This window comes from Citrobacter sp. Cpo148, from assembly GCF_030332375.1.
Taxonomy (GTDB): Bacteria; Pseudomonadota; Gammaproteobacteria; order Enterobacterales; family Enterobacteriaceae; genus Citrobacter; species Citrobacter portucalensis.
The window spans coordinates 198047-214671 of the sequence record NZ_JAOWHY010000042.1 but is presented as its reverse complement, the minus strand read 5'-3'; the positions used below and the strand labels follow the sequence as shown (position 1 = coordinate 214671).

The 16625-nt window shown below is 52.6% G+C and carries 19 protein-coding genes; 9 read left to right on the top strand and 10 right to left on the bottom strand.

Annotated elements, in window-relative coordinates; translation table 11 throughout:
• Positions 1–3: 3 nt before the first annotated feature.
• The gene (gene cyoE / locus OGY10_RS07655; protein ID WP_003831005.1) at positions 4–894 is read left to right on the top strand and encodes a heme o synthase; all 891 of its coding nucleotides are present in this window, start codon (positions 4–6) and stop codon (positions 892–894) included.
• Between the two features lie 63 nt (positions 895–957).
• Here cyoE and OGY10_RS07650 read toward each other — a convergent pair whose 3' ends face one another.
• Genes OGY10_RS07650 through OGY10_RS07640 form a run of 3 tightly spaced genes read right to left on the bottom strand, consistent with a single transcriptional unit; the run spans position 958 to position 2260 of the window.
• On the bottom strand, positions 958–1317 hold the full coding sequence (locus OGY10_RS07650) for a DUF1493 family protein (protein ID WP_048214792.1): 360 nt from the start codon (positions 1315–1317) through the stop codon (positions 958–960).
• Positions 1317–1766, bottom strand: coding sequence for an STM2901 family protein (locus tag OGY10_RS07645; protein ID WP_048214793.1), 450 nt, complete (start codon positions 1764–1766; stop codon positions 1317–1319). The genes OGY10_RS07650 and OGY10_RS07645 overlap by 1 nt, the downstream gene beginning before the upstream one ends.
• Before the next feature lie 11 nt (positions 1767–1777).
• Entirely contained in the window at positions 1778–2260 is a 483-nt protein-coding gene (locus OGY10_RS07640) for an Hcp family type VI secretion system effector (RefSeq protein ID WP_071445873.1), read from the bottom strand.
• A 182-nt stretch (positions 2261–2442) separates the two neighbouring features.
• On the opposite strand from OGY10_RS07640, the gene OGY10_RS07635 reads away from it, so the two are divergent.
• On the top strand, positions 2443–3807 hold the full coding sequence (locus tag OGY10_RS07635; protein ID WP_032942533.1) for an MFS transporter: 1365 nt from the start codon (positions 2443–2445) through the stop codon (positions 3805–3807).
• 46 nt (positions 3808–3853) lie between these two features.
• Here the strand turns inward: OGY10_RS07635 and OGY10_RS07630 are convergent, their stop codons facing one another.
• Positions 3854–4345 carry a YajQ family cyclic di-GMP-binding protein gene (locus OGY10_RS07630; RefSeq protein WP_003831002.1) on the bottom strand — a complete coding sequence of 164 codons (492 nt, stop codon included), beginning with the start codon at positions 4343–4345 and terminating at the stop codon, positions 3854–3856.
• Positions 4346–4519: 174 nt separating this feature from the next.
• On the opposite strand from OGY10_RS07630, the gene panE reads away from it, so the two are divergent.
• Genes panE through OGY10_RS07615 form a run of 3 tightly spaced genes read left to right on the top strand, consistent with a single transcriptional unit; the run spans position 4520 to position 7099 of the window.
• Positions 4520–5431 carry a 2-dehydropantoate 2-reductase gene (gene panE, locus OGY10_RS07625; protein ID WP_032942532.1) on the top strand — a complete coding sequence of 304 codons (912 nt, stop codon included), beginning with the start codon at positions 4520–4522 and terminating at the stop codon, positions 5429–5431.
• A complete protein-coding gene (gene yajL, locus OGY10_RS07620) occupies positions 5394–5984 on the top strand; it encodes a protein deglycase YajL (protein ID WP_032942530.1) in 591 nt (196 codons plus the stop codon). The genes panE and yajL overlap by 38 nt, the downstream gene beginning before the upstream one ends.
• 32 nt (positions 5985–6016) lie before the next feature.
• Positions 6017–7099, top strand: a complete 1083-nt coding sequence (locus OGY10_RS07615) for a hypothetical protein (protein WP_191226332.1) — start codon at positions 6017–6019, stop codon at positions 7097–7099.
• A 65-nt stretch (positions 7100–7164) separates the two neighbouring features.
• Here the strand turns inward: OGY10_RS07615 and thiI are convergent, their stop codons facing one another.
• On the bottom strand, positions 7165–8613 hold the full coding sequence (gene thiI / locus OGY10_RS07610; protein WP_008783933.1) for a tRNA uracil 4-sulfurtransferase ThiI: 1449 nt from the start codon (positions 8611–8613) through the stop codon (positions 7165–7167).
• A gap of 196 nt (positions 8614–8809) precedes the next feature.
• Between thiI and xseB the strand changes: the two genes are divergently transcribed.
• From xseB to yajO, 4 genes are read left to right on the top strand one after another with little or no spacing between them, the layout of a single operon-like run.
• Entirely contained in the window at positions 8810–9052 is a 243-nt protein-coding gene (gene xseB, locus OGY10_RS07605) for an exodeoxyribonuclease VII small subunit (protein WP_003021586.1), read from the top strand.
• Positions 9053–9952: a (2E,6E)-farnesyl diphosphate synthase gene (gene ispA / locus OGY10_RS07600; protein WP_008783932.1), complete on the top strand. Its 900-nt coding sequence runs from the start codon at positions 9053–9055 to the stop codon at positions 9950–9952. It begins immediately after the preceding gene.
• A 24-nt stretch (positions 9953–9976) separates the two neighbouring features.
• A complete protein-coding gene (dxs, locus tag OGY10_RS07595; RefSeq protein WP_003830996.1) occupies positions 9977–11839 on the top strand; it encodes a 1-deoxy-D-xylulose-5-phosphate synthase in 1863 nt (620 codons plus the stop codon).
• A gap of 56 nt (positions 11840–11895) precedes the next feature.
• Positions 11896–12870, top strand: a complete 975-nt coding sequence (gene yajO, locus OGY10_RS07590; RefSeq protein ID WP_008783931.1) for a 1-deoxyxylulose-5-phosphate synthase YajO — start codon at positions 11896–11898, stop codon at positions 12868–12870.
• A gap of 99 nt (positions 12871–12969) precedes the next feature.
• Here the strand turns inward: yajO and pgpA are convergent, their stop codons facing one another.
• The 5 genes from pgpA to ribD form a co-directional block, all read right to left on the bottom strand.
• Positions 12970–13488: a phosphatidylglycerophosphatase A gene (gene pgpA / locus OGY10_RS07585; RefSeq protein WP_003021578.1), complete on the bottom strand. Its 519-nt coding sequence runs from the start codon at positions 13486–13488 to the stop codon at positions 12970–12972.
• Positions 13466–14443 (bottom strand): thiamine-phosphate kinase, encoded by a 978-nt coding sequence (gene thiL / locus OGY10_RS07580; RefSeq protein WP_286576591.1) that lies wholly within the window; start codon positions 14441–14443, stop codon positions 13466–13468. The genes pgpA and thiL overlap by 23 nt, the downstream gene beginning before the upstream one ends.
• 77 nt (positions 14444–14520) lie before the next feature.
• Positions 14521–14940, bottom strand: coding sequence for a transcription antitermination factor NusB (gene nusB / locus OGY10_RS07575; protein WP_000801129.1), 420 nt, complete (start codon positions 14938–14940; stop codon positions 14521–14523).
• A 19-nt stretch (positions 14941–14959) separates the two neighbouring features.
• Positions 14960–15430, bottom strand: coding sequence for a 6,7-dimethyl-8-ribityllumazine synthase (ribH, locus tag OGY10_RS07570; RefSeq protein WP_003021575.1), 471 nt, complete (start codon positions 15428–15430; stop codon positions 14960–14962).
• Between the two features lie 90 nt (positions 15431–15520).
• Entirely contained in the window at positions 15521–16624 is a 1104-nt protein-coding gene (ribD, locus tag OGY10_RS07565) for a bifunctional diaminohydroxyphosphoribosylaminopyrimidine deaminase/5-amino-6-(5-phosphoribosylamino)uracil reductase RibD (protein WP_008783929.1), read from the bottom strand.
• Position 16625 lies beyond the last annotated feature (1 nt).

Here is a 16625-nt window from a genome sequence, read left to right as displayed (position 1 = left end):
ATTATGATGTTTAAGCAATACCTGCAAGTAACGAAACCAGGCATCATCTTTGGCAACCTGATCTCGGTGATTGGGGGATTCCTGCTGGCCTCGAAAGGCAGCATTGATTATCCCCTGTTTATCTACACGCTGGTTGGGGTGTCACTGGTTGTGGCGTCGGGTTGTGTATTTAACAACTACATCGACAGGGATATCGACAGGAAGATGGAGAGGACCAAAAACCGCGTGCTGGTTAAAGGTCTGATTTCCCCTGCGGTCTCGCTGGTATACGCCACCCTGCTGGGTATTGCTGGCTTTATGCTACTGTGGTTTGGCGCGAACCCTCTGGCCTGCTGGCTGGGGGTAATGGGCTTCGTGGTCTATGTGGGCGTTTATAGCCTGTACATGAAGCGTCATTCCGTTTATGGCACGCTGATTGGCTCACTCTCCGGCGCTGCGCCGCCGGTGATTGGCTACTGTGCCGTAACCGGTGAGTTCGATAGCGGTGCGTTGATTCTGCTGGCTATTTTCAGCCTGTGGCAGATGCCGCACTCTTACGCGATTGCGATTTTCCGCTTCAAGGATTATCAGGCTGCCAACATCCCTGTACTGCCAGTGGTAAAAGGCATTTCGGTCGCGAAGAACCATATCACGCTGTATATCGTGGCATTTGCTATCGCCACGCTGATGCTAACCCTGGGCGGCTATGCAGGTTATAAATACCTGATTGTTGCAGCAGCGGTGAGCGTCTGGTGGTTGGGCATGGCGCTACGTGGTTATAAAGTGGAAGATGACAGAGTCTGGGCGCGCAAGCTGTTCGGTTTCTCCATCATCGCCATTACCGCGCTTTCCGTGATGATGTCCGTCGACTTTATGGTGCCAAACTCGCAGAACCTGCTGACTTACGTCTGGTAAAATCTGCGGATACGAAAAGGGTGCTTCGGCACCCTTTTTATTTACTACGCTATTTTGAGAGCGTCAGGTCTCGTCTTTTTGTTTATCAGGCCAGATCTCAAACAACCATTTCCCCGCTTCAGCCGACTCAGCAAACATCCTTACGGTTAACGGTATGCGTGTTGCTTCCACTTCTTCCCGGTTAGCTTTGAACCATCTCGTGAATAGTGGCAGATTGTGCCATGGATAATAAGGTTTCCAGTTCACACATGATAAATCAACTTTGAACTCTTTCTCATATCGATCCAGAGCGCTGTGGAGATCATCTCCGGGGACATCAAACAATTCTGAGTCGAGTTCTAAAGAAACTTCCTTCCAGTTTTCATCCAAATACCCAGGTATTTCTTCCCTGAAAAGCTTTAACACATCGTCTTGAATACTCATTAGAATGATGTCCACTGAATGCGATCTTTAGGTCGAGCAATTAAGTTGTATTTTAGCTGCGTCTTTCTTGATACTTGCACAAGTGCATTTACCAGACCAATCCACCCAAGCCAAGGTATATACCGAGCAATCACAGCTGCAAGTTTGTTAGTGCTTTGTATCCTGAAACCCACCGGAGTGGGGACTTTAATACCAAATGGTACCCGCGTATCTCTCAGAAGCATTCTCCCGTATTTGGAAACAACACTTGTTCCTTCAATAGCCCCAGAAGGTTTCTGTCTAGTCTTCAACCAAGGCTGACCAGCCAGAATAGCTGCTCCCGATTCAATGCCAATTCCTAACTCATCACAAAACTGTTCCAGAAAGATGAGATCATACAATTCCCCAGCTGATAGATTGCTGTGACCGTGATACCAATAGGTTCCATTCGCTTCTTCAGTTGTGTCCATTCAATCACCCATTATGCCGTCTGCCGGTCATTCCATGCGTCGGTATAGATAATGTTCCCATCGCAATGCTTCCAGGTGATTTTTTCGTAGCGTAATTCTATGGTTTCAAGATGGTTATTGTTCATGTCCTCTGGACCAGCCATCGTGGGAGAAACGGAGACAATGCGCACGCCTTCCAGAAACATATTGAAGTATTCAACTTCCTGACCGGCATCATTGATTTTGTACCAACGAATCTCTGCAGACTTAAGATTCTGACCAGAAGCGACCGCTTTGTATAAATACGGACTAGAGTAGTCAAACTCTTTGACGATCATCATCGGTGAATGCTGGCGTGTGCCTGTCGGTTTACCCGTTGCATTATCTGTTGGAATAGACAGATTGTGATGAAAACCTTTAAATTCAATACTGTATTCTCTTCCCTTTACGTCACACCCGCCCTTTATCAGCGCGCCACCATCGTCATAAATCCACATATTGCCTGGAATTGCCATTTTCCTTTTCCCTGTTTCCATTAGTAATAACCACAAAAAGACTACACCTGTAATTATCGCAAGTAAATTAGTTGCGAAGGTAATTATTTCAATTATCCCACTACACAATTCCACATATCGTAGAGGTTTACCCCACCCCTTCCCCGCTTTACACTAGGCGCGAAATTAATACAGAGGTGGGAATGAACGATTACAAAATGACGCCCGGTGAGTTGCGCGCCACCTGGGGTTTAGGGACCGTATTTTCGTTGCGCATGCTTGGCATGTTTATGGTCCTGCCGGTTCTGACCACTTACGGTATGGCGCTACAGGGTGCCAGCGAAGCGCTGATAGGCCTTGCCATCGGCATATATGGTCTGGCTCAAGCCGTCTTCCAGATCCCCTTTGGCCTGCTCTCTGACCGCATCGGTCGTAAGCCGCTTATTGTCGGCGGGCTGGCGGTATTTGTTCTCGGCAGCATAATTGCTGCTCTCTCCGATTCAATCTGGGGAATTATTCTTGGCCGGGCTTTGCAAGGCTCTGGCGCGATTGCGGCTGCCGTAATGGCGCTGCTTTCCGACTTAACCCGTGAGCAAAACCGTACCAAAGCGATGGCGTTTATCGGCGTCAGCTTTGGTATCACCTTCGCCATTGCGATGGTGCTGGGACCAATCGTTACCCATGCGCTGGGGCTACACGCGCTGTTCTGGATGATTGCAGCCCTTGCTACCACGGGTATCGTGCTGACCATTTGGGTCGTTCCCAATAGCACTACCCACGTGCTGAACCGCGAGTCGGGCATGGTAAAAGGCAGCTTCAGCAAAGTGCTGGCAGAGCCCAAACTGCTGAAGCTCAACTTTGGCATCATGTGTCTGCACATATTGCTGATGTCCACCTTCGTTGCCTTACCAGGCCAACTGGCGAAAGCAGGCTTCCCCGCCGCAGAGCACTGGAAAATTTATCTGGTGACGATGCTGCTGTCCTTTGTTTCCGTAGTGCCGTTCATCATTTATGCCGAAGTGAAGCGCCGCATGAAACGCGTGTTCCTCGCCTGCGTGTTACTGATACTTATTGCAGAGATTGTATTGTGGAGCGCTAACGTGCGTTTCTGGGGGTTGATTGCGGGCGTGCAGATATTCTTCCTCGCCTTCAACCTGATGGAAGCCCTCCTCCCCTCGCTTATCAGTAAAGAGTCTCCGGCTGGCTATAAAGGCACGGCAATGGGCGTTTACTCCACCAGCCAGTTTCTTGGCGTGGCGATTGGCGGTTCGCTCGGCGGTTGGGTGGTTGAAATGTTTGATGGTCAGGCCGTATTCCTGGCCGGTGCGCTTCTGGCGGCAGTGTGGTTATTGGTGGCGAGTACAATGAAAGAGCCGCCGTATGTCAGCAGCCTGCGGGTGGAAATCCCACCGGAAATTGCTGCGGATGACACCCTGAAGCAGCGTCTGCTGGCTAAAGAAGGGATAAGCGAAGTGTTAATTGTGGCGAAAGAACATTCGGCCTACGTGAAAATCGACAGCAAAGTCACCAATCGATTTGAGGTTGAGCAGGCCATCAGGCAGGCGTAAAGATGAGATTTGTCAGATGGCGGCTTACGCCATCTGACATAACGACTTAATCGCGGAAGTTCTTGAACTGGAACGGTTGACCGAGGTCGCCGCCGCGAACCAGCGCCATAACGGATTGCAGGTCGTCACGCGCCTTGCCGGTTACACGGATTTCTTCGCCCTGAATCTGCGCCTGCACCTTCAGTTTGCTGTCTTTGATCAGCTTAACGATCTTCTTTTGCACTGCACTTTCAATGCCTTGTTTCAGCTTAGCTTCAACAAACCAGGTTTTACCGCTGTGCACGAAGGTTTCTGGTACGTCCAGCGACGTGCCTTCAATACCGCGTTTGAGCAGCTTGGCACGCAGAATATCCAGCAACTGATTGACCTGAAAATCAGATTCGCTCAGCACCTTAATCGTCTTATTTGACTCATTCAGCTCAAAAGTCGCTTCAACGCCACGAAAATCAAAGCGTGACTCCACTTCGCGGCTGGCGTTATCTACCGCGTTACGGGCTTCCTGAAGATCAACTTCAGAGACAATATCGAAAGATGGCATCTTTTCCTCTCCCTTCATTTTTGATGCGAAGCATAATACCTGCAAAGTTACCCAACAGACAGCGCTATACTAGGCTGTATCCTTTAATTGTACGTGGTACTGATACCTGCGAACAATAATGGGGTACGGCCGATATGGATTAACACCTGGTGCTGTTGCAGGTGAGGAGGAAGAATGAAAATTACCGTACTGGGATGTGGAGCGCTAGGACAGCTTTGGCTTACCGCGCTATGCAAACATGGACATGAGGTGCAAGGGTGGCTACGCGTACCGCAACCCTATTGCAGCGTAAACCTGATCGACACGGATGGGTCAGTTTTTAATGAATCCCTGACGGCAAACGACCCCGACTTTTTGGCAAAAAGCGACCTGCTACTGGTCACCCTGAAAGCCTGGCAGGTTTCTGATGCGGTAAAAGGCCTGGCCGCAATTCTGCCTGAAACTACTCCCATTCTGCTGATTCACAACGGCATGGGGACAATTGAAGAGCTGCATAACATTAAGCAACCTCTGCTGATAGGCACCACCACCCACGCGGCACGCCGTGACGGCAACGTCATCATTCATGTCGCTCAGGGAACAACGCGCATTGGTCCTGCGCGTGAACAAGACGGTGATTTCAGTTATCTGGCTGAAGTCCTGCAAGAGGTGCTACCGGACGTCGCCTGGCACGACACTATTCGCGCCGAGCTGTGGCGAAAGCTGGCCGTCAACTGCGTCATTAACCCGCTGACCGCATTATGGGATTGCCCAAACGGCGAGTTACGCCATCATCCTGAAAAAATAGCACTCATCTGCGAGGAAGTGGCCGCGGTCATTGAACGCGAAGGCCACCACACATCTGTGGATGATTTACGCTATTATGTCGAGCAAGTGATTGACAGTACGGCGGAAAATATCTCATCAATGCTGCAAGACATTCGTGCCCTGCGTCATACAGAGATCGACTACATTACCGGATATTTGTTAAAACGCGCCCGCGCGCACGGCATCGCCGTCCCGGAAAACGCCCAACTGTTTGAAATGGTAAAGAGAAAGGAAAGTGAGTATGAGCGCTCAAGCACTGGTATGTCTCGCCCCTGGTAGTGAAGAGACCGAAGCGGTCACCACTATCGATCTGCTGGTGCGCGGCGGAATTAAGGTCACGACCGCTAGCGTCGCCAGCGATGGCGACCTGGCGATCGTGTGCTCACGCGGAGTGAAGCTGCTGGCGGATGCGCCATTAGTCGAAGTTGCTGACGGCGATTTCGACATTATCGTGCTGCCGGGCGGTATTAAAGGCGCCGAGTGTTTTCGCGACAGCCCGCTGCTTATCGAAACCGTGAAACAGTTTCATCGTTCCGGGCGCATTGTCGCGGCAATTTGCGCCGCGGCCGCCACCGTACTCGTCCCACACGATATTTTCCCCATCGGTAACATGACCGGTTTTCCGGCGCTGAAAGACCAAATTCCCGCTGACCAGTGGCAGGACAAGCGCGTCGTATGGGATCCTCGCGTCAACCTGTTAACCAGCCAGGGACCGGGGACTTCCATTGATTTCGGTTTGAAAATCATTGATCTTCTGGTGAGTCGCGAAAAAGCTCACGAGGTGGCGTCACAACTGGTGATGGCCGCGGGAATCTATAACTACTACGAGTAAATCTTCGAGCCACTCCCTTATAAGGAATCATAATGAAAGGATATCTGAGTGGAGTGGCTTTACTGCTCCTTTCCGGTTATGCCACAGCGACGCAACTCGAAATAAAGAGTATTGAATATCGCTATCCCGGAAGCACTGAAATGCAGTATCGCTTGCCATGGTTTTCCTCGACGGATAACCCCAAAGTTGCAAAACGCATTAACGATTATATTTTCGCAAGCTTTATCAATCAGCTACCGGGCAATACTCCACAGGCCACAGTAAATCAGTTTGCGAAATCAGCCATGAATCCCACCGCAAACCTTGACTACACGGTTGAGTATCGCGACGCAAAAATCCTGACCATGAATATGTTTATCGAAGGTTGCGGGGCGTATTGCGAGTCGTACAATGTGCCGATCAGCTTCGATTTAGCCAGCGGTGCGGCAATTACCCTTAACGATCTCTTTTCCCGGGCTACAATCGCCGAATTAAACACCCGCACCAGAAAAGATATCCGCGGCCAAATCGATACCTTTGTTACGGCGCATAATTCGCAAACACCAGAACAAATAAAAGAAGAGAAAGGTGAAGATTTTAACTATGCCGAATTCTACGCATCGTGCGCAACCTACACCGACGGTTTGTACTACATCGACAAATTCTCCCTGCAAAAAGACCATCTGGCTTTCCTGAACGGACGCTGTAGCAACCACGCCAGCCGTGCGCTCGACGAGTTGGGTGATTTCACAACGAAAATCCCAACCGCGGAACTGCAAAATCGACTCACACCGTACGGCCAATATCTGACTACCGCAAAGAGTACAACACCAGTTTCGCCAGCGCCCGGCATTGACGGCAAAGTCATGTACGGCACGCTGGGAAAAAGCATGCGTATTGTGTTGAAGGTGGACTGCAAATACGGTGATTTTTTTGAAGGGGCTTACTTTTACCAAAAATTTGGCGCACCGATTGAATTGACCGGCAAATGCGACACAGCCGACAATCAACATTATGAACTGAAGACATCTGCGGCTGAAAAAACGCAAGAGAAGATAACGCTGGAATTAAAAGACGGTGTCTATCAGGGGGTCTGGGAGTCGAACGGGAAGACGCTTCCCGTTCGTTTTGAATAATATCGTTATATTGCCGGATGGCGGCGTAACCGCCTTATCCGGCCTACAACACGATGTTTACTCAATTACGGGCGATACACCTTCACGTTCTCAAAGCCCTGCTCGCGCAGATAAAGCGCCTGCAGACGGCTCATCACCCCGCGTTCACACCACAGCAGCCAGGTTTTACTCTGGTCCAGATCGCCGAATTTAGTGCTCAGCTTGTAGAATGGCAGAGAAACGACGTCCACACCTTCAACCTTCAGCGGTTTATCATCCTGTTCATCCACAGAACGGATATCAAGGATTACGTCATTCGGGCCGAAACCGCTCACGGTTTCCACTTCTACCACGGTCTGCTGCGTCTGCTGGGCGATATCGCGAATATCGATATTGTTCGCTTCTTCAACCACTTTATCGAGGATAGAGAAATCGAAGTTTTCTTCTTCGGCCTCAATCTTCGCTTTGATCGCTTTCACCGTCGGGCTTTTTGAAATTACACCGCAGTATTCCGGCATGGTACGGGCAAAGTCTTCGGTGCCAATTTCACGCGCCAGATTGATGATGTGCTCTTTATCATGGGAGATAAGCGGGCGCAGGATCAGGGTGTCAGAAACGTTATCGATCAGACGCAGGTTGGTCAGCGTCTGGCTGGACACCTGGCCCAGTGCTTCACCGGTTACCAGCGCCTGTACGCCGTAGCGCTCAGCGACTTTCGACGCCGCGCGAACCATCATACGTTTGAGAACCACGCCCATCTGGCCGTCATCAACTTTCTCCAGGATCTCACCGACCACCGGTTCAAAGTTGATAGCAACAAAACGCACGCGATGCGAACTACCGAAGCGGTTCCACAGGTAATGCGCCACCTGGCGAACGCCGATTTCATGCGCTGCGCCGCCAAGGTTAAAGAAGCAATAGTGTACACGGCAGCCGCGACGCATCAGCATGTAGCTGGATACACCAGAGTCGAAACCGCCGGAAATCAGCGACAGTACGTCTTCCTGCGTACCAATCGGGAAACCGCCAATACCTTCATAGCGGCCTTTAACCAGCAGCAGACGATCATTTTCGATTTCAAGATTAACGGTCACATCCGGCTTCGTCAGCTTCACGCGTGCAGATTCAATATGTTGGTTCAGTCCACCGCCAACATAACGTTCCACCTCAATGGAGCTAAACTCATGCTTCCCGCGACGCTTCACGCGAACACAGAAGGTTTTACCTTCCAGTTGATCGCGATACTGCACCAGTGCCTTCTCGAAAATATCGTGCATATCGGTAAACGGCACGTCTTCTACTTCGAGAATGTGGTGGATACCCGGAATACGGGTCAGCGCGTCGCGAATATCCAGGCGCTGGCTTTCATCTTTAGCGCGAACCTCAACGTGATCCCAGTGACGGACAACGGCAAGGTCTTCATCATAGTGCTTTAAAACGTTACGAATGTTCCCTGTCAGAATTTTTATAAAGCGCAAACGCACAGATTGGCTTTTGATGGTGATTTCTGGGAACAATTTAATGATAAACTTCATGGCGGCAATGGTTCTTAGGCAAGTCTGAATGACTTGTAATGGAAAAAAATACAGCAGCCCATACCCGCGACTGCATCCAGGCGCGCAAGTATATCACCATCACGCGGCTACTGTGCACATTGCGCGTTATTTGCTTATCAGTGCGAGTCCGTTACCATAGTCTTGTGCTGCCAATACAGAGAGTCAGACATTCATTATGCCGAAGAAAAATGAAGCGCCCGCCAGTTTTGAAACCGCGCTGAGCGAGCTGGAACAAATTGTTACCCGTCTGGAAGGCGGCGACCTGCCGTTAGAAGAAGCGTTGAACGAATTCGAACGTGGCGTACAGTTGGCGCGTCAGGGACAGGTCAAATTGCAACAGGCTGAACAGCGCGTACAAATCCTGCTGTCAGATACTGAAGACGCGGCCCTTACGCCTTTTACACCGGATAATGAGTAAATGGATTTTACGCAGCAGCTACAGGCTTGCGTTGAGCAGGCCAACCAGGCACTGAGCCGTTTTATCGCGCCACTGCCCTTTCAGAACACTCCCGTGGTAGAAACCATGCAATATGGCGCATTATTAGGCGGTAAACGCCTGCGCCCGTTCCTGGTGTATGCGACCGGTCAGATGTTTGGTGTCAGCCTGAGTACGCTTGATGCTCCCGCTGCCGCCGTCGAATGCATTCATGCCTATTCGCTGATGCACGATGATTTGCCCGCGATGGATGACGATGACCTGCGACGCGGTCTGCCGACTTGCCACGTAAAATTTGGCGAGGCAAATGCGATCCTGGCCGGAGATGCGCTACAAACGCTGGCATTCTCCATTATCAGCGACGCCCCAATGCCGGAAGTCACTGACCGTGACCGCATCGCGATGATCTCTGAACTGGCTCAGGCCAGCGGCATCGCCGGTATGTGCGGCGGCCAGGCACTGGATCTGGAAGCTGAAGGTCATCAGGTTGAGCTGGATGCTCTGGAGCGGATTCATCGCCATAAAACCGGAGCATTGATTCGCGCCGCCGTGCGTTTGGGGGCGTTAAGTGCTGGCGATAAAGGGCGAGAATGCCTGCCAATACTCGACAAATACGCAGAAAGCATCGGTCTGGCTTTCCAGGTTCAGGATGACATCCTGGATGTGGTAGGCGATACTGCAACATTGGGTAAACGTCAGGGTGCTGACCAGCAGCTTGGCAAAAGTACCTATCCTGCACTTCTGGGTCTTGAGCAAGCCCAGAATAAAGCCCGGGATTTAATCGAGGACGCCCGCCAGTCGCTAAGTCTGCTGGCCGCACAGTCACTCGATACCTCGGCACTGGAAGCGCTAGCGGACTACATAATCCAGCGTGATAAATAAACCAACATATCCCATGAGCTTGCGATGAGTTTTGATATAGCCAAATACCCGACCCTGGCGCTGGTCGACTCCACCCAGGAGTTACGTCTGCTGCCAAAAGAGAGCCTGCCAAAGCTTTGCGACGAACTGCGCCGCTATTTGCTCGACAGCGTAAGCCGTTCCAGCGGGCACTTCGCCTCTGGTCTGGGCACGGTGGAACTCACCGTCGCGCTGCACTATGTCTACAACACCCCGTTTGACCAGTTAATCTGGGATGTGGGACATCAGGCTTATCCGCACAAAATTCTGACTGGTCGCCGCGATAAAATCGGCACCATTCGTCAGAAAGGCGGCCTGCATCCGTTCCCATGGCGCGGTGAAAGCGAGTATGACGTACTGAGCGTTGGGCACTCTTCTACCTCCATCAGCGCAGGTATCGGTATTGCCGTTGCCGCCGAGAAAGAAGGTAAAGAGCGCCGTACCGTGTGTGTGATTGGTGATGGTGCCATCACCGCTGGGATGGCGTTTGAAGCGATGAACCACGCGGGCGATATTAGGCCCGACATGCTGGTTATCCTCAACGACAACGAAATGTCGATTTCAGAGAACGTTGGCGCGCTGAACAATCATCTGGCGCAACTGCTCTCTGGCAAACTCTACTCCTCGCTGCGCGAAGGTGGGAAGAAAGTCTTCTCCGGCGTGCCGCCGATTAAAGAGCTGCTCAAACGTACCGAAGAACACATCAAAGGCATGGTTGTGCCGGGTACGCTGTTTGAAGAACTGGGCTTTAACTATATCGGTCCGGTGGATGGTCACGACGTGCTGGGGCTTATCACTACACTCAAAAACATGCGCGATCTGAAAGGCCCGCAGTTCCTGCACATCATGACCAAAAAGGGTCGTGGCTACGAGCCTGCGGAAAAAGATCCGATAACCTTCCACGCGGTACCCAAATTCGATCCGTCCAGCGGATGCCTGCCGAAAAGCAGCGGCGGTCTGCCGAGCTATTCAAAAATTTTCGGTGACTGGCTGTGCGAGACCGCAGCGAAAGACAATAAGCTGATGGCAATCACCCCGGCAATGCGCGAAGGTTCCGGAATGGTGGAGTTTTCACGTAAGTTCCCGGACCGCTATTTCGATGTGGCGATTGCCGAGCAGCACGCTGTGACGTTTGCTGCCGGTCTGGCGATTGGCGGCTACAAGCCGGTGGTAGCCATTTACTCGACCTTCCTGCAACGCGCCTACGATCAGGTGCTGCACGATGTAGCCATCCAGAAACTGCCGGTCCTGTTCGCCGTTGACCGGGCAGGGATTGTTGGCGCAGATGGACAAACCCACCAGGGGGCGTTCGATCTCTCCTTCCTGCGCTGCATCCCGGAAATGGTCATCATGACCCCGAGTGATGAAAACGAATGCCGCCAGATGCTGTTCACCGGCTATCACTACAACGACGGTCCAACGGTCGTGCGCTACCCACGCGGTAACGCTGTAGGCGTTGAGCTGACCCCGCTGGAACAACTGCCAATTGGTAAAGGCATCGTGAAACGTCACGGGGAAAAAGTGGCGATTCTCAACTTCGGCACCCTGATGCCGGAAGCCGCTCAGGTCGCAGAGTCGCTGAACGCCACGCTGGTCGATATGCGCTTTGTAAAACCACTGGATGAAACGTTGATCCTTGAAATGGCTGCCCAACACGAGGTGCTGGTTACCATTGAAGAGAACGCCATTATGGGTGGTGCTGGCAGCGGCGTAAACGAAGTGCTGATGGCCCATCGTAAGCCCGTCCCGGTGCTGAACATTGGCCTACCAGACTTCTTCATCCCGCAGGGAACTCAAGATGAAGCCCGTGCCGATCTGGGTTTGAATGCCGCCGGAATTGAGACCAAAATCAAGGCCTGGCTGGCATAATCCCCTCCCCGCTCCTGCTATGCTTAATTCATCACGAGCTAAGCAGGAGTGGATTGATGAAATACAACATCTTAGGAAAAACCGACCTACGGGTCTCCCGCCTTTGCCTGGGTTGCATGACATTTGGCGAACCCAATCGCGGCAATCACGCCTGGACGCTACCTGAAGAAAGCAGCCGCCCGATAATCAAACACGCCCTTGAGGGCGGCATTAACTTTTTCGATACCGCCAACAGCTACTCCGCTGGCAGCAGCGAAGAGATTGTCGGCCGCGCGCTGCGTGATTTCGCCCGCCGCGAAGATGTCGTGGTCGCTACCAAGGTTTTTCACCAGGTGGATGATTTAGCGGAAGGATTATCCCGCGCACAAATTCTGCGCTCGATTGATGACAGCCTCAGACGCCTGGGTATGGACTATGTGGACATCCTGCAAATTCACCGCTGGGATTACAACACGCCAATCGAAGAAACGCTGGAGGCTCTAAACGACGTCGTGAAAGCCGGTAAAGCTCGCTATATTGGCGCCTCATCCATGCACGCTTCGCAGTTTGCCCAGGCTCTGGCCTTACAGAAGCAACACGGCTGGGCGCAGTTCGTCAGCATGCAGGATCACTACAACCTGATCTACCGCGAAGAAGAACGCGAAATGCTGCCGCTTTGCTATCAGGAAGGCGTGGCCGTTATCCCATGGAGCCCGCTGGCGCGCGGTCGCCTGACGCGTCCCTGGGGAGAAACAACCGCACGTCTAGTTTCCGATGAAGTCGGTAAAAATTTGTACAACGAGAGCGATGAAAACGACGCGCAAATCGCCGCACGACTGACCGGTGTCAGTGAGGAGTTGGGTGTAACGCGGGCACAGGTTGCGCTGGCCTGGCTGCTGAGCAAACCCGGCGTGGCAGCGCCAATTATTGGTTCTTCACGTGAGGAACAGCTGGATGAGTTGCTCAACGCGGTAGATTTAACGTTGAAGCCGGAGCAAATTGCCGAGCTGGAAACGCCGTACAAACAGCATCCGGTGGTGGGATTTAAATAAGCGCGGTTGAAGATTGTAGGCCGGATAAGCATAGCGCATCCGGCACTGATCGCCCGATGTCGCGGCGCTTATCGGGCCTACAATAGCCCCTGAAAAGGGTTAAATGATACCTACCGGCCAGTGATGACCGATAAAATACAAAATTCCGGCAGAGAGTATCCCGGCCACAATATCGTCGATCATGATCCCCGTCCCGCCATGCACGTTGCGATCGAACCAACGAATCGGCCACGGCTTCCACATATCCAGAATACGGAAAATCACAAATCCGGCGGCAACCCACTGCCAGTCGTTGGTCGGCAACGCCATCAGGGTAATCCACATCCCGACAAACTCGTCCCAGACAATGCTACCGTGATCGTGCACGCCCATATCTTTCGCCGTTTGATGGCACAGATAAACGCCGATACAGATAGATAACATCACCACCAGCGAATACAGCTGCCACGGCAGAAAGGTCATTAAATACCAAAAAGGGATCGCCGCCAGCGATCCCATGGTGCCAGGAACAATTGGGCTCAGCCCGCTGCCAAAACCGGTGGCTAACAGGTGCCACGGATTGCGCATACTCAGGCGGCTTTTGGCGACATCTTTTTTAAGGCGCGGCAAAATGGTCATATCCTTTCCAGTCAAACGTGACGGGTTTTCCATCGCGCGTAAAGTGAATGCCTTCCACGTCCGCGCTCATCTGCCCAATACAGGTAAATGCTACGCCGAGATTTCCCAGCGCTACGTCCAGCGCACCACGATTAATTTCCGGTACGGTAAAGCATAACTCATAATCTTCGCCACCCGCGAGCGCCCAGCGCAGGGCCTGTTCCGGCTCAACGTGCTGTGACAATGCCGTGGAGTATGGCAGCGCCTCAACGTTAACCCGCGCGCCACAGCCGCTGGCATTAACGATGTGTCCCAAATCGGAAATCAGGCCATCGGAGAGATCGATAGCCGCACTGGCCAGATCGCGCAGGGCTTGTCCCTGCAAAATACGCGGCGTGGGACGCAGATGGCGTTGCAGAAGATAGTCCGCGTCTGTTGCATCTGCAACCTGCAATCGGTTCTGCAAAATCGCCAGCCCGGCCGCACTGTCGCCCGGCGTGCCGGTAACATAAATCCAGTCACCCGGTTTCGCACCGGAACGTTTTAAGGCCCGCCCAACGGGGACGTAGCCATGGATACCCAGCGTCATCGACAGCGGCCCACGCGTGGTGTCACCGCCAATCAGCTGCATATCATAGTAATTGAGGAGTTCAAACAGGCCATCGCTGAAGGCTTCCAGCCAGGCTTCATCGACGTCAGGTAACGTGAGCGCCAGCGTCAGCCACGCAGGATCCGCCCCCATCGCCGCCAGATCGCTCAAATTCACCGCCAGTGCTTTCCAGGCGAGATCGGTCGGATCAATGTCGGGGAGAAAGTGGTTGCCTGCCACCAGCGTATCGGTACTGATCGCCAGCGTTTGTTTTTCAGGGATGTTCAGAAGTGCGCAGTCGTCACCAATACCGGTTTCAACATCAAGACGAGAAGTTCTTACGCGGTCAAAATAACGGGCAATCAGGGAAAACTCGCCACATGCCATACGTTATGCCTCAGCAGAAAAAAAAGAAAAAGCCGGGGACAGCGGAAACAGGTTCCACCATCCAGCCGGCCTCGGGATTACTTTTTGTTGGGGCGAATCACAGGTGCTGCTTTATCCAGTACGCCGTTCACGAATTTGTGGCTATCTTCAGCGCCGAAGGTTTTTGCCAGTTCAATCGCTTCGTTGATAGCCACTTTGTACGGCACATCACTACGTTTAGACAATTCAAACAGCGCAATACGCAGTACGGCTTTTTCTACCTGACCCAGCTCTTCCAACAGACGAGACAGGTAAGGCTTCATTAATCCATCCAGGTACGCGCTGTTAGTCGCCACCCCGGACAGCAGTTCACGGAAATACAGAACGTCGACATCTTTAACGTCCTGTTCCGCCAGGAACTGGTATTCAACATCAGCGATGTCGTTCTGGGACAACTGCCAGGAGTAGAGCGCCTGGACGGCACACTCACGGGCGCGGCGACGAGCAGCAGGTTTCACGGATTTCCCCTTACAAAAATCAGGCCTTGATGGCTTTCAATACATTAATCATTTCAAGCGCAGTCAGTGCAGCTTCTGCGCCTTTGTTACCGGCTTTAGTGCCAGCACGTTCGATGGCTTGTTCAATACTTTCGGTGGTCAGAACACCGAAGGCTACCGGAATGCCACTGTCCTGAGCGACATGCGCCAGGCCATTGCTTGCACCGCCAGCCACATATTCGAAGTGCGCGGTACCGCCACGGATCACCGTACCGAGCGCAATCACCGCGTCGTATTTACCGGTTTTTGCCAGTGCGTCAGCGGCCAGTGGCAGCTCATATGCACCTGGAACCCAAACAACGGTAATGTTTTCATCTTTAACCTGGCCAATACGTTTCAGGGCGTCGATAGCACCTTCCAGCAGGCTGTCATTGATAAAGTTGTTGAAACGCGCAATGGTGATGGCGACGCGAGCGTCCGGGGTAGCAACGTTAGCTTCAATAATGTTCATATTCTTCCTTCGGGTTCGATTTATGGCCCCGTAAGGGGGGCGGATTTTATCATAATATTCTGTGCGCTGCTTCCTCTAAATCAGAAAGCCTCACGCAGTCGTTAAATGCAGGCAAACGTCCGGGCCCACCTGGCGTATCTCATTGAATTTGAAATGGGGTGCGTCAGCCAGTTTCTCAAGGCCTGGAAGCACACATAATCCTCTCGCATCGCTGCCTAACAGTTTAGGCGCAACGTACACGATTAGCTCATCGACCAAACCGGCCTGTAATAATGCCCCGGCGAGCGTTGGGCCTGCTTCAACCCAAATGCTGTTAATTTGCTGTTTGCCCAGTTGCATCATTAGCACCACCAGATCCAGATGCCCGTTATGTTCCGGCACCTTCAGGCTGCGCACCGTCTCCGGCCAGCTACGAGGGTCGTCTTCAGTCCGGACAATCCAGGTTTCTCCAGGCTGTTGCACAATTCGGTGCGCCGGTGTGACCTGATTCTGGCTATCAAGAACAATGCGGATTGGCTGACGCAGCTCTTCCTGCGGGTAACTCGCCTGAGTTGACTCCCCAAGCTCCGACCAACGCACGGTAAGCTGAGGGTCGTCTGCCAGCACCGTCGCACTGCTGGTTAAAATGGCATGGCTTTGCGCGCGCAAGCGTTGCACATCGCGGCGCGCCTGTGGCGAGGTGATCCACTGGCTTTCACCGCTGGCCATCGCTGTACGGCCATCAAGCGACGCGCCAAGCTTAAGCTGAAGATACGGGAATCCCGTACGCATGCGCTTAAGGAAGCCTTTATTCAGCTGCTCAACTTCGCTCATCATCAGCCCGTGGCTGACGTCGATACCCGCCTGCTGCAAACGGTAGAGCCCACGTCCTGCGACCTGCGGATTGGGATCCTGCATCGCCGCAACCACACGCGACACCCCCGCCGCAATCAGCGCATCGCAACACGGCGGCGTGCGACCATGATGACTACAGGGTTCAAGCGTCACGTAGGCAGTTGCCCCCTGCGCTTTTTCTCCGGCCATCCGCAGAGCATGAACTTCGGCATGCGGTTCGCCCGCTCGGTGATGATATCCTTCACCGACGATCTCCCCATCTTTCACAATCACGCAGCCCACGTTGGGGTTGGGGTGAGTGGTAAAACGTCCGCGCGCAGCAAGCTTTAGCGCGCGCGCCATGTACAATTCATCCTGCATG